Consider the following 12,173-nt stretch of genomic DNA (forward strand, 5'->3'; position numbering starts at 1 on the left):
GCCTCATGATGAGCATTTCAATGCTGACTTACGGGGCTCGGAGTAAGTTCATTGGGATTGATCTCACTTGGGCACAAGCGCTGGGGTAGACCGCTTGAACTGCCCCGGATCAGACGAACGCAATACCGCAGGTGCAGGGGTGCTGTGCTGAATGATTCCGCGTTCGTCCGAAATGCGGCCCATACCGTCGTAACCTCCGACGTCTCCGACTGTTGAGTCTCCCTCTCCGGTTAACCCCCTCGGCCCTCGAAACATCGGGTTGCGCTGGACGTGAACCAATGGCGCTCCATAAACTGTTGCCCATCATTTCGTTACAAAATGGATGACACATGCCGCGCTACGGGGACGATTTATGAATCGCAATGAGCTGCGCAAGGCCGATATCAACCTGATGGTGGTGTTCGAAACCTTGATGCAGGAGCGCAACGTGACCCGTGCCGCCGAGAAACTGTTCCTCGGCCAACCCACCATCAGCGCCGCTTTGAACCGCCTTCGTGCATTGTTTAACGACCCGTTGTTCATCCGCGTCGGCCACCGGATGGAGCCCACGGCGCGGGCCAACGAGATCATTCATCATCTGTCCCCCGCACTCGACGCAATGTCCGTGGCCCTGAGCCTGACCCGCGACTTCGACCCGGCCAGCAGCGACATGACGTTTCGCATCGGCCTGTCCGACGACGTCGAGTACAGCCTGTTGCCGCCTTTGCTGCGCGCGATCCGCCAGGAAGCGCCGGACATTGTCATCGTCATCAAACAGGTCAATTTCTGGAATGTCTCGGAATTGCTCATGTCCGGCGAGATCACTGTCGCGGTGTGCCTGACCCGCGAGCTGCCGGCCAATGCCAAGCGAAAACTGCTGCGCACCATGCAACCGATGGTGGCGCGGGCCGATGATTCGCAGGAACCGATGACGCTCGACGAATACTGCTCACGGCCACATGTGGTGGTGTCTCACGTGGCCAACATTTCGAGCTTCGCGGATGAATGGCTGGCAGCGATCGGACGCAAGCGCAAAGCGGTGCTGTCCGTGCCGCAATACAGCACACTGCCGGCCCTGATGGCGGGCACCGACCTGCTGTGTAACCTGCCGGATCACCTGACGCTGGCGTTGAACAAGACGGGGGTGTTGCGAGGAGAGCCGCTGCCGTTCATCACGCCCAATCTGGAGCTGTCGATGGTCTGGCTGAGCGTGATGGACAGCGACCCCGCCGAACGCTGGCTGCGCAAACGACTGGAGCAGTTCATGGGGGATCACAGCACGATCACCCCTGCCCCGCTGGGATGAAGCGCGGGTCTCCAGGCGCGTGGCTTGAAATTCGATCCTGTAGGAGCCCGCTTGCTCTGGGCCGCACTCGGACGATCTGCCGGGTACCGGCAGCCAAACCGGCAGATGCGGTGTTTGAGTTACACCGCATACATCGGCCTGACGACGACTGCGTCGCCGATCGCGGGCAAGCGCGCTCCTACGCCTTCGGCAAAACCAAGAGCAGACTACAGCCTCAGCCGAAACGACCGGTGATGTAGTCTTCGGTCTGGGTCTTGGACGGCTTGGTGAAGATGGTGTCGGTGTCGCCGTGTTCGATCAATTCGCCCATGAACATGAACGCGGTGTAGTCCGAGCAGCGCGCCGCCTGTTGCATATTGTGGGTCACGATGACCACGGTGAACTGCTCTTTGAGCTCGGTGATCAGCTGCTCGATACGGCCGGTGGAGATCGGGTCGAGCGCCGAGGTCGGTTCGTCGAGCAGCAACACTTGTGGACGCAGCGCGATGGTCCGTGCGATGCACAGACGCTGTTGCTGACCACCGGACAGGCTTTGTGCGCTTTGCTTGAGCTTGTCTTTCACTTCGTCCCACAACGCGGCGCCACGCAAGGCTTCTTCCACACGCTCTTCCATCTCGCGACGGGAGAGTTTTTCATGGTGGCGCACGGCGTAGGCGATGTTGTCGTAGATCGACATCGGGAACGGCACCGGCTTCTGGAACACCATGCCGACGTGGCTGCGCAGGCGGTTCATCGAATAGCCAGGGGCCAGGATGTTTTCGCCGTTCAGGATCACTTCACCCTTGGCTTCCTGCTTCGGGTACATGGAATAAATGCGGTTGAACACGCGCAACAAGGTCGACTTGCCGCAACCCGACGGGCCGATGATCGCGGTGATGCGCTTCTCGGGAATGGTCATGTCGACCGACTTCAGCGAGCGATGACCGTCGTAGAAGAAATCGAGGCCGCGTACCTGAATCTTGGTTTTTTCGTCGGCAAGGGAAAGGTTATTCATCAGGATGCCTTATTGCGCAAAAGGAGAAGACGGGAACTGAGGCTCAGCACCAGCACGAACAAGGTCAGAATCAAGGCACCGGCCCATGCCAGGGAATGCCAGTCATCGAACGGGCTCATCGCGTACTGGAAGATCACCACGGGAACGCTTGCAATCGGTTTGAGAACGTTGCTGCTCCAGAACTGGTTACCGAAGGCGGTGAACAGCAAGGGGGCGGTTTCGCCGGTGATGCGGGCAAGGGCCAGCAACACACCGGTGACCACGCCGGCCTTGGCGGCACGCAGCACGATCTGCAGGGTCAGTTTCCACTGCGGCACACCGAGTGCCAGTGCGGCTTCGCGCATGGTCGACGGTTGCAGCTGGAGCATTTCATCGGTGGTGCGAACCACCACCGGAATCACCAGCAAGGCCAGGGCCAGCGCGCCAGCAATGGCGGAGAAGCCGACCTGGTGGTTGGTCAGGGCGCTGACCGGCAGGATGACGGCGGTGTAAACGAACAGACCCAGCACGATCGATGGCGCCGACAGCAGAATGTCGTTGATGAAGCGAACCGCGTTGCCGAGCTTGGAATGACGGGCGAACTCCGCCAGCCAGATGCCGGCCATCAGGCCGATCGGCGTACCGATCAACAGGCCGATGCCGGACATCAGGAAGCTGCCATAAAAGGCGTTGGCCAGACCGCCTGCCGAACCCGGTGGCGGGGTCATGTCGGTGAACAGGCGCAGGTTCAGTGCCTGGAAACCGTTGATGATGGTGGTCAGCAGGATCCACACCAGCCACAGCAAACCGAAGACGGTGGCGCCGCAGCTGAGGACCATCGCGATCATGTTCTTGAAGGCGCGGGCCCGGTACAGGTTTTCGTTATCGGCCTTACTCATAGACCCTCCTTGCGCGACAGACGGGACAGCATCAGACGGGCAATCGCCAGCACGATGAAAGTGACGACAAACAGCAGGAAGCCCAACGCGATCAGCGACGAACGATGCAGGTCGGTGTAAGCCTCGCTGAACTCGTTGGCGATCACCGAGGCAATCGAGCTGCTCGGCATCATCAGGGACGCGGAGAACTGGTGAGCATTACCGAGTACGAAGGTCACGGCCATGGTTTCACCCAGTGCGCGACCCAGACCCAGGAAAATCCCGCCGACCACAGCCGAACGGGTATAGGGCAGAACGATGTCCCAGACCACTTCCCAGGTCGTGCCGCCGAGTGCGTACGCCGACTCTTTGAGCGCGATAGGTACGCTGCGGAACACTTCAGTCATCACCGAAGTAATGAACGGCGTGATCATGATGGCCAGGACGATACCGGCCGTCAGCATGCCGATGCCCAGTGGCGGCCCCTGGAAGATCTGACCGATCAGCGGCAGCGCGCCGAGGTTGTCATTGATCCACGGCGCCATGTATTCGGCCATGAACGGGCCGAACACGAACAGGCCCCACATGCCGTAGATAATCGAAGGAATGCCCGCCAGCAGTTCGACCGCGGAGGCAATCGGCATCCGCAACCACGGCGGCGCCACTTCAGTCAGAAAAATCGCGATGCCGAAACTCACCGGAACGGCGATCAGCAGCGCGAGAAAGGATGTCACCAAGGTGCCGTAGATCGGGACCAACGCACCAAAATGGCCGTTGACCGCATCCCATTCAGTGCTGGTAAGAAATTCAAAGCCAAACGTTTTGAACGCCAGGGCACCGCCCCAGAGTGTCGAGCCGGCGATGCTCGCCAGCAACACCAGCACCAACAGAGCCGCTCCCAGCATCGTGCGCCGGAACCAGGCGTCGTGTCGGTGATCGCGGGCCGCGCGTTTTTCGCTCTCGGATGTCGCATCCGGAATCACAGCGGACATATATTGGGTGTTTTCAGTCATGGTGGGTCCACTCGCAAGGAAACCCTGTCACCGAGCGCTCGATGACAGGGGTAAGCCGGATTACGTCGAGTTACTTGGTGAACTCGGTTTTCCAGTAGTTTTCGATCTTGCTGACCAGCGATTTAGGCAGAGCTACGTATTCCAGCGACTCAGCCTGGGCCTGACCTTTTTCCAGGGACCATTTGAAGAAGTCGAAAGCGGCCGCGCTTTTCTCGGCGTTTTTCGGCTGCTTGTACATGATGATCCAAGTGGTGGCAGTGATTGGCCATGCAGCATCGCCAGGGGCGTTGGTCATGATCAGGTTGAAGTCTTTGGCGCTCGCCCAGTCGGCAGTGTCGGCAGCCGCGGCGAAGGCTTTGGCGTCAGGCTTGATGAATTTGCCAGCAGCGTTTTCCAGCTGGGTGTAAGCGATCTTGTTCTGGGTTGCGTAGGAGTACTCGACGTAACCGATCGAACCCTTGATCTGTTTTACGTAGGCAGACACACCTTCGTTACCCTTGCCACCCACACCGACTGGCCACTGAACGGCAGAACCAGTGCCAGGACCGGATTTCCACGCCTCGCTGACTTTGCTCAGGTAGCTGGTGAAGTTAAAGGACGTGCCCGAGCCGTCAGAGCGGTGAACGACGGTGATAGCGGTTTCAGGCAGTTTTACGCCAGAGTTCAGCGCGACGATCGCTGGATCGTTCCACTTGGTGATTTTGGCCTGGAAGATGTCAGCCAGAACCTGGCCGCTCAGCTTCAGGCCGTTAGCCTCGATGCCTTCCAGATTGACCACTGGAACAATACCGCCGATCACGCTTGGGAACTGACCCAAGCCTGCGGCTTTCAAGTCTTCTGCGGACAGGGGAGCGTCGGATGCGCCGAAGTCAACAGTCGCCGCCTTGATCTGAGCGATACCGCCGCCCGAACCGATCGACTGATAGTTGACGCGATTATCGGAGCTTTTGCTGTAGTCCTGCGCCCATTTGGAGATGACTGGGAACACGAAGCTCGAACCAGCACCAGTGACGTCCGTAGCGTGTGCCATTCCAGTCAGGCACATCGAAGCCAGCAGGAGCGACAGGCGTGTTTTTGTCAGCAGATTCACGGCAATACCTCAGCAGAAGAATTTGTGTGTGTGCGGTCACATTGAAGACCCGATGCAGATTTAAAACCCGAAACATTTCTGTTTGATGACAGTCTTTAGACATAGGTCGAAATCTGCCCCGTGCTGTAGGTGATTTCTTACAGGCTGTAAAAACGAAACCCCCGGTTTCATTGAAGAAATCGGGGGTTGTCTACTGCTGAAGAATTTAATATCAATGCGCCACACAGCGCCGTAAAAACCGCTCTTCCCAGCCTTTTTCGGCGCGAATTGTGACAATTACAAGGCAAAAAAACGCTTGAGCGTGCGTCTCGACTGGAGACGTTTATTTCGCGATGGCCGCCTTCGCCCGATTTGTTTCGAAGTTTTGCGACTCCTGCTTTTCATCCGCCACACAGGTGGTTTGCGGCTCATGGCGATAGCGGGCTTGGTCGCTTGTCACGTGACGCCGGCCTCGCCGGAAAAACGCTGACCGTCTGTCGGCAAGACTGCACCTCTGCTGATGGCCACCAGACCAATGTGTATCCACGACCACAATAGGGATTCACATCATGATCAAGACAAAACTGACTGCCCTGACCCTGGCAAGCCTGCTCGCCGTCGCGACGGGCTCCGCATTTGCTGGCTCCACCGGCCCGACTGATCCAGTCGACTCGAACACCACTGGCCCACGTACCAGCAGCCAAGGTCCTAACACCGATGGCACGCCAAAAACCGGCAATAGCTCCACACCCGGCACTAAAGGCATGGGCAGTTCCAACGGCAATGGCACGGCTGGCCAGGGGGGCGGCATGAGCAACGGTAACGGCATGGGCGGCAGCGGTGGCGGCACCAGCGGCGGCGGCGAAGGATCCAGCGGCAGTAAATAAGCCCGAGTTGCCTATCTATCGAGCTTGATCACGACAGCGTACGTACGTTCCGCACAAGGGGACGAATCCGCTGAAACCGTGACCAAGCTTGATCATTCTCTTCCCACATCCCGTGTCAATTCCCTCCTCCCCGATTGGTCTTCTCGTCAATAGCCTTATTGGATACTGGCAATTGCTACGGTCCCCACTACTATGGCAACGGTTGAGAAACGATCTCGGTGCGATGGAGAACCCGCATGACCCCGGAAAACCAGGAAGCCAGCAATACCGTTCGAATCCACGCAGCCCACGGCCGCTCGCAAGAACTGGGCGAATATTTGCAAACGGTCGTCAGTAACCTCCAGCGCCTGCCCGGTTGCCAACACAGCGCCCTGAGCCAGGATGAGAACGACAGCAACGTGTGGGTGATCAGCGTTCAGTGGGAATCCTGCCAGGCCATGGCAGAACACTTTGCCAAACCCAGTAATGAGAACCTCAACGGCCTGCTGATCAATCAATTCGTGCGCCAGGTGGCGTTCGAGAGCGACATCGAACGCTGCAGTCTGCCCGTTACGCGCTGACCAATGTCGGTGTCTGTGTCGATGTCGCGCGACGGATGAACATCCACTTGAGAAAAGCCGCTTAATTGCCTGTTAACTAAACCAATCGTCAGAAAAGCCGCCGTTGGCGGCCTGATTGCGCGCGTTAAGTGGCGAACTGAAAATCACCGATTATCCTTTGCGTCTTGCGGGCCCGTTGGCGTTATGACTGCTTGAAGTAACAGCCGACTGCCTCAAAGACCCCAGAGGTAATGCCATTATGAGAGTGATAAGTCTAAGTCTGATCGCACTGGCGGTTTCAGCAGGATATGTCCAATCCGTAGAAGCAGAACCCTTCGTCAGTGACCAGGCCGACGCCAAAGACTTTGTCGAAGACGCAAAACTGAATGTGCTGTTGCGCAACTACTACTTCAATCGCGATGGAAAAAGTGGCGCTCAGGATCGACGTGACTGGTCCCAGGCGGCCATGGCCAACTTCAGTTCCGGGTTCACACCGGGCACCGTCGGTTTCGGCGTCGATGCTTACGGCTGGTACGGCCTGAAACTGGATGGAGGCGCCGGGCATTCGGGCACCGGCAACATCCCGGTGGACAGCAGCGGCAGTCCGGAAGACGAGTTTTCAACCGCCGGCGGCGCCCTTAAAGCGCGTATATCCAGGACCGAACTCAAATGGGGGACCTTGCAACCCACCGCACCGGTATTCGCAGCGGGCGGTACACGGCTTTTCCCTCAAACGGCGACAGGCTTCAGTTTACAAAGCAGTGAAATCACTGGCCTGGATCTGGAGGGAGGACACTTCACCGCAGGTAACGGTCCGCAGCATACAAGCGCCAGTAGAGAGCTTTTTGCCAGTTATGCCAACGTCACCACTAACAGCGTCGACTTTGTCGGTGGCAAGTACGCCATCAATGACGCGTTCAGCGTGCAAGTGTATGGATCGGAGTTTGAAGACATCTGGCGTCAGTATTACGGTAACGCCAACTATGTACTGGCCATGCCAAGCGATCAGTCGCTGACCTTCGATTTCAATATTTACCGCACGCTCGATGAAGGTCAGGCCAAGGCCGGCAGCATCGATAACACCACTTGGTCATTGGCCGCCGCCTATAACTTCATGGCCGGTCACACCTTTACCCTCGCCTACCAGAAAGTGCACGGGGACGAGCCGTTCGACTATGTAGCGTTCGGCGATAACGGTCCCGGCACGACCGGCGATTCAATCTTTCTGGCCAACTCCATTCAGTACTCCGACTTCAATGGCCCGGGCGAGAAATCCTGGCAGGCGCGATACGACCTGGCCATGAGCGCGTACGGTATTCCGGGGCTGAGTTTCATGGCCCGCTATGCCAACGGCCGCGACATCGACGGGACCAAAATGGCCGTGGACAGCCCCTACCGAGCCTATGGCTATGGCGAGGACGGCAAGCACCACGAAACCAACCTGGAAGCCAAGTACGTGATACAGGACGGGCCGGCCAAAGACCTGTCGTTCCGCATCCGTCAGGCGTGGCATCGCGGCAATGCGGATCAGGCCGAAGGCGATCAGAACGAGTTTCGCCTGATCGTGGATTACCCCATTTCAGTCCTGTGAAAGCCCGGATTTGAAATTGGCCTCATGATCTTTCCCCGGATTGGCGGTGTGACGGATGGGCACGCAGGCATAGCGTGTCATCTGTCACTTCGTTCACTGAGGACCGATCATGAACCCGATAAAATTGCTTGCCGCCAGCCTCTCTTGCCTGGCCCTTTCGCTGCCCATGTCCTTCAACGCGCAAGCCCACGACGCCGAACACGAGAAAGTCACCGTGCTGGAGACTCACCCGATGCTCAACGCACCGGGTAAAAAAGCCATGGTGCTGACCGTTGACTACAAACCGGGGCAAGTGTCCATTCCCCACAGCCACAGCGGCAGCGCGATTGCCTATGTGCTGGAGGGCGAGGTGATTTCGCGGGTCAACGACGGCAAGGCGATCACTTACAAGGCCGGTCAGACCTGGTACGAGCCTGCCGGTTCGAAGCACTACGAATCCAGAAACGCAAGCACCACCCAGCCGGCGAAACTGCTGGTGTTCATCCTGCTGGACGACAACGGTGAAATCCTGACCCCTCTGCCCAAATAACGGGCCCTGATCCATCGTGTGCCGCTCTGGCGCGCGGCACCGCTGGTCAGCGCGAGTGTTTCAAAACCTAAACATTCTTCCATCGGTGTCGATAAGCCATCAGTAGAGCCCGAAAAGTGGGCCGGACTTGATGAGTGAAAGGCACAGGTATGTACGACATTTTTCTGCTGGTAGAACATGGCCGCGATCAGGGCGAAGTGTCAGTGATTGGCTGGTTCGATGACGAACGCGCAGCGAAAGACACCGCAGAAGCGATGGAATGGAAGGCGTATCGCGAAGAGTCCAAGCGCCAGCATCAATGGTCCAGCCAGCCGCTGCTGCCGCCGAATGAAACCTCACACCGGCGATTTTGGGTCAAAGGCATCTCGAAATTTACCCACACCCCTGCGCCACGGTCCTGGGCGGTGCATTAAAGCGTTGCGGACCGGTAACTTTTCCTACGATCCGTATTGTTTTAATGACCGCAAGGCAAGATGATAGCCATCCTTTTTAGATGACTGTGATTCCCCTTCCCGTCGCGAGACGGTCATTAGGAGCAACATGATGGACCCGGCCGCAAAGGATATCCGCGCCGAGGACGGAACCGATCCCGCCTCTGATTTTGTTCAATCGATACTGTCCGCGCTTCCCGACCGCGGGCACGACGCATCGACCCGATCGGCCCAGCGACGCTGGTATGAATCGTTGTCCGAGCAAGACCAGATGCTCGTCAGGGACAGGCTGCGTGAGGAGATCGCTCGCATTCGCGGCGAATTCGGTAAAAAACGCGATTCCTCCTCGATCTCAGCGCTCAGGCTTCGGGACCACGGGTAACGGCGTTGTCGACTGCGGTGCAGTGGCCCAAGAGACTGTTTTAGCGTCGGTCCTTTGAGTCACCCGTCACCCATTCAACCCCTGCGCCGCAGGTAGCAGCCCCCGAAACTTTCCATACCGCTCGCGCAGCGCGGGTTGCACTGAAGCCATGGGCTGATACCGCGCCTTGACCGGCATCCCCTTGTGTAACAGATCACCGCCCTGCCCGATCGCCAGAAACCCGAGTTTGGCCGCACCGATGCACGCGCTCAGTTCGCTGCCATGCAGGGTGTAGACCTCGCGATCAAGAATGTTGGCCAGCAACTGTGCCCAGTATTCACTGCGCGCACCGCCGCCTACCAAGGCGCAGGCGTTGATCGTGGCGCCGGCTGACAGCACCGCATTCATTGCATCCAACAGACCAAAGCCAACCCCTTCCAGCACCGCGTACCCCAACATGGCAGGCGTGCTGTCGTGTCCGAGGCTCATGAAGCCGCCGCGCAGCAACGGGTCGTTGTGCGGCGTTCGCTCGCCCGCCAGGTAAGGCAGGAACAAGGGATTGGAGACGGCCACCGCGTGCTCCACCGGTAACTCGGCCTGCACGAGCACCAGCAGGGTTTGTTCGTCCGGCTGGCCGAGCAGGCGCGTCACCCAGCGTAGGCAACTGGCACCGGCGAGCATGGCGCCCATGGTGTACCAACGATGGGGCAACGCATGGCAAAAGCTGTGCACCGCGCTCGGCGGATGGCCCGCCGCGTGATCGGTGATCGCGACGATGGCCGCGCTGGTGCCCAGGGTGACAAACGCATCGCCCGCATTGATCGCGCCAATGCCGACCGCCGACACCGGGTTGTCACCGCCGCCCGCAGCCACGGGCAAATCGACCGGCAGGCTCAAAACCCGCGCAGACGCTTCATTCAATCCGCCCGACCGCTGATCAGCCTCCAGCAAGGTCGGCATCTGCCCGAGTGTCAGTCCAGTGGCGTGCAACATGGGTTCGTGCCACGCCCGTCGCGCGACATCCAGCCAGAGCGTGCCCGCCGCATCCGACATATCGCTGATGCGTTCGCCCGTCAGCAGCAGACGCAAGTAATCCTTGGGTGACAGCACACAATCGATCTGCCCGAACACCTGCGGCTCGTGTTGTTGCAGCCAGAGCAGCTTGGGCGCCGTCAGCCCGGCCATCGCCAGACTGCCGGTGTGCTGTGCGTAGTCGGGGAAGTCGCGATTCAACTGCTCGGCCTGAGCCACCGCGCGCGAGTCGTCCCAGAGGATGGCGGGGTACAACACCTGATTACCCGCATCCAGCAACACCGCGCCGTGCATCTGCCCCGACAGCCCGATGCACGCGATGCGCGCCCACGCGGTCGGGTGCTCTGCACGCAATTGCCCGAGGGCGGCCAGGCAGGCCTGCCACCAATCGGCCGGATGCTGTTCCGACCAGCCGGATTGTCTGCGGTCAACGCTCACCCGCGCGCCCGCCTGGGCGAGCACCCCACCGTGTGAATCGAGCAGAATGGCCTTGAGCTCCGAGGTGCCCAGATCAATGCCCAGAGAGACAGCTTCACTCATCAATGTTCGTTCCTGTCTGCGGCCGCACTCAGGGGCATCCGCATGAATTTCGTATGCGCAACGTCGCACTCAGACGCTGCGCTTGTCTCGGTCCTTCCGGGCTGTCGATGCGCTGCAACAATAACTGCACCGCACGCTCACCCAGCGCCTGCACCGGCTGGGCGATCACGCTCAAACGCGGCAGGAAAAAGTCCGCCCAGTCGAAATCGTCGAATCCCACGAGTGCCATCTGTTCGGGCACCGCGATGTTCGCCTCCCGCAGCGCATGCATCGCACCGATGGTCATCAGGTTATTGGCCGCCATGATCGCGCTCGGCGGTGCGCTCAGCCCCAACAATTGCTGCGCGGCACACCGTGCCGATTCACTGTTGGACTCGCCATCGACCAGCAGCGCGTCATCGAACGTCAGGCCCGCGTCCGCCAATGCCTGGCGGTAACCTTCGATGCGCTCTTCGGTGGTGCTCAACCCACGGTGCCCGGCGATCATGCCGATGCGCCGGTGGCCATGACCGATCAGATGCGCCACCAGCTCGCGGGTCGAGTGCAGGTTCTCCACGCCGACCTGATCGAAACCGTCGCTTGCCATGCGATCCACCAGCACCGTCGGAATCGCATTGGCCTGCAGGTACTCCAATGCGGCGTGTTGCGGATCGCTGCAGGGCGCGAGCAGGATGCCGTCGACCCGACGGTGGTGCAGCGCCTTGACCACGTGCAGCTCCTGCACGGGATCATCGTGGGTGTCGACGAACAGCATCATGATGCCGTGGCGCGCGCACGCGGTTTCGATGGCGTGAACGGTCTCGCTGAAGTAGTGGTTGGACAGCGCCGAAATCGCCACGCCAATGGTGTGGGTGCGCGAGCGGGCCAACGAGCGGGCCAGCGTGTTGGGGATATAACCCAACTCGCGAACCGCCTGCTGCACCGCGTCCACGGTTTCCGGGCTGACCTTGCGCGTGCCGTTGAGCACGTGGGACACCGTCGAAGTCGACACCCGTGCCCGTCGCGCCACATCCTCCATCTTGATCACGGCTTCACTCTCTTGGCG

13 protein-coding genes are annotated in these 12,173 nt (G+C 59.4%); 7 read left to right on the forward strand and 6 right to left on the reverse strand.

Features of this window, described 5'->3' with window-relative positions; all coding sequences use genetic code 11:
- Positions 1 to 352 precede the first annotated feature (352 nt).
- Positions 353 to 1,285, forward strand: coding sequence for a LysR family transcriptional regulator (locus BLS87_RS15345; protein WP_074753337.1), 933 nt, complete (start codon positions 353 to 355; stop codon positions 1,283 to 1,285).
- A gap of 214 nt (positions 1,286 to 1,499) precedes the next feature.
- On the opposite strand, the gene pstB is transcribed toward BLS87_RS15345, so the two are convergent.
- The 4 genes from pstB to pstS all read right to left on the reverse strand — a co-directional run bounded on the left by pstB (position 1,500) and on the right by pstS (position 5,239).
- Positions 1,500 to 2,279 carry a phosphate ABC transporter ATP-binding protein PstB gene (pstB, locus tag BLS87_RS15350; protein ID WP_062387611.1) on the reverse strand — a complete coding sequence of 260 codons (780 nt, stop codon included), beginning with the start codon at positions 2,277 to 2,279 and terminating at the stop codon, positions 1,500 to 1,502.
- Positions 2,279 to 3,157, reverse strand: a complete 879-nt coding sequence (gene pstA / locus BLS87_RS15355) for a phosphate ABC transporter permease PstA (RefSeq protein WP_074753338.1) — start codon at positions 3,155 to 3,157, stop codon at positions 2,279 to 2,281. Before pstA ends, pstB begins: the two co-directional genes overlap by 1 nt.
- Positions 3,154 to 4,149: a phosphate ABC transporter permease subunit PstC gene (gene pstC / locus BLS87_RS15360; RefSeq protein WP_074753339.1), complete on the reverse strand. Its 996-nt coding sequence runs from the start codon at positions 4,147 to 4,149 to the stop codon at positions 3,154 to 3,156. The genes pstA and pstC overlap by 4 nt, the downstream gene beginning before the upstream one ends.
- A gap of 70 nt (positions 4,150 to 4,219) precedes the next feature.
- The gene (gene pstS / locus BLS87_RS15365; RefSeq protein ID WP_074753340.1) at positions 4,220 to 5,239 is read right to left on the reverse strand and encodes a phosphate ABC transporter substrate-binding protein PstS; all 1,020 of its coding nucleotides are present in this window, start codon (positions 5,237 to 5,239) and stop codon (positions 4,220 to 4,222) included.
- Positions 5,240 to 5,787: 548 nt separating this feature from the next.
- Here pstS and BLS87_RS15370 point away from each other — a divergent pair.
- From BLS87_RS15370 to BLS87_RS15395, 6 genes are all read left to right on the forward strand, one after another.
- Complete coding sequence (locus BLS87_RS15370) at positions 5,788 to 6,105, forward strand: hypothetical protein (RefSeq protein ID WP_074753341.1); 318 nt, start codon at positions 5,788 to 5,790, stop codon at positions 6,103 to 6,105.
- Between the two features lie 236 nt (positions 6,106 to 6,341).
- Positions 6,342 to 6,665 carry a putative quinol monooxygenase gene (locus tag BLS87_RS15375; RefSeq protein ID WP_074753342.1) on the forward strand — a complete coding sequence of 108 codons (324 nt, stop codon included), beginning with the start codon at positions 6,342 to 6,344 and terminating at the stop codon, positions 6,663 to 6,665.
- Positions 6,666 to 6,903: 238 nt separating this feature from the next.
- Positions 6,904 to 8,235: an OprD family porin gene (locus tag BLS87_RS15380; RefSeq protein ID WP_074753343.1), complete on the forward strand. Its 1,332-nt coding sequence runs from the start codon at positions 6,904 to 6,906 to the stop codon at positions 8,233 to 8,235.
- Between the two features lie 109 nt (positions 8,236 to 8,344).
- A complete protein-coding gene (locus tag BLS87_RS15385; RefSeq protein WP_143024391.1) occupies positions 8,345 to 8,764 on the forward strand; it encodes a cupin domain-containing protein in 420 nt (139 codons plus the stop codon).
- Between the two features lie 149 nt (positions 8,765 to 8,913).
- Positions 8,914 to 9,177, forward strand: a complete 264-nt coding sequence (locus tag BLS87_RS15390) for a hypothetical protein (protein ID WP_074753344.1) — start codon at positions 8,914 to 8,916, stop codon at positions 9,175 to 9,177.
- 127 nt (positions 9,178 to 9,304) lie between these two features.
- Positions 9,305 to 9,577: a hypothetical protein gene (locus tag BLS87_RS15395; RefSeq protein ID WP_143024392.1), complete on the forward strand. Its 273-nt coding sequence runs from the start codon at positions 9,305 to 9,307 to the stop codon at positions 9,575 to 9,577.
- Positions 9,578 to 9,643: 66 nt separating this feature from the next.
- On the opposite strand, the gene xylB is transcribed toward BLS87_RS15395, so the two are convergent.
- Complete coding sequence (xylB, locus tag BLS87_RS15400; RefSeq protein WP_074753346.1) at positions 9,644 to 11,128, reverse strand: xylulokinase; 1,485 nt, start codon at positions 11,126 to 11,128, stop codon at positions 9,644 to 9,646.
- 28 nt (positions 11,129 to 11,156) lie between these two features.
- A complete protein-coding gene (locus BLS87_RS15405; RefSeq protein WP_074753347.1) occupies positions 11,157 to 12,155 on the reverse strand; it encodes a LacI family DNA-binding transcriptional regulator in 999 nt (332 codons plus the stop codon).
- Positions 12,156 to 12,173: the final 18 nt, after the last annotated feature.

The sequence above is a fragment of the Pseudomonas abietaniphila genome, assembly GCF_900100795.1.
GTDB lineage: Bacteria > Pseudomonadota > Gammaproteobacteria > Pseudomonadales > Pseudomonadaceae > Aquipseudomonas > Aquipseudomonas abietaniphila.

Coding starts and splice junctions, on each gene's coding strand:
- BLS87_RS15345 (WP_074753337.1), top strand. CDS start 353: ATGAATCGCAATGAGCTGCGCAAGGCCGATATCAACCTGATGGTGGTG.
- pstB (WP_062387611.1), bottom strand. CDS start 2,279: ATGAATAACCTTTCCCTTGCCGACGAAAAAACCAAGATTCAGGTACGC.
- pstA (WP_074753338.1), bottom strand. CDS start 3,157: ATGAGTAAGGCCGATAACGAAAACCTGTACCGGGCCCGCGCCTTCAAG.
- pstC (WP_074753339.1), bottom strand. CDS start 4,149: ATGACTGAAAACACCCAATATATGTCCGCTGTGATTCCGGATGCGACA.
- BLS87_RS15370 (WP_074753341.1), top strand. CDS start 5,788: ATGATCAAGACAAAACTGACTGCCCTGACCCTGGCAAGCCTGCTCGCC.
- BLS87_RS15375 (WP_074753342.1), top strand. CDS start 6,342: ATGACCCCGGAAAACCAGGAAGCCAGCAATACCGTTCGAATCCACGCA.
- BLS87_RS15380 (WP_074753343.1), top strand. CDS start 6,904: ATGAGAGTGATAAGTCTAAGTCTGATCGCACTGGCGGTTTCAGCAGGA.
- BLS87_RS15385 (WP_143024391.1), top strand. CDS start 8,345: ATGAACCCGATAAAATTGCTTGCCGCCAGCCTCTCTTGCCTGGCCCTT.
- BLS87_RS15390 (WP_074753344.1), top strand. CDS start 8,914: ATGTACGACATTTTTCTGCTGGTAGAACATGGCCGCGATCAGGGCGAA.
- BLS87_RS15395 (WP_143024392.1), top strand. CDS start 9,305: ATGATGGACCCGGCCGCAAAGGATATCCGCGCCGAGGACGGAACCGAT.
- xylB (WP_074753346.1), bottom strand. CDS start 11,128: ATGAGTGAAGCTGTCTCTCTGGGCATTGATCTGGGCACCTCGGAGCTC.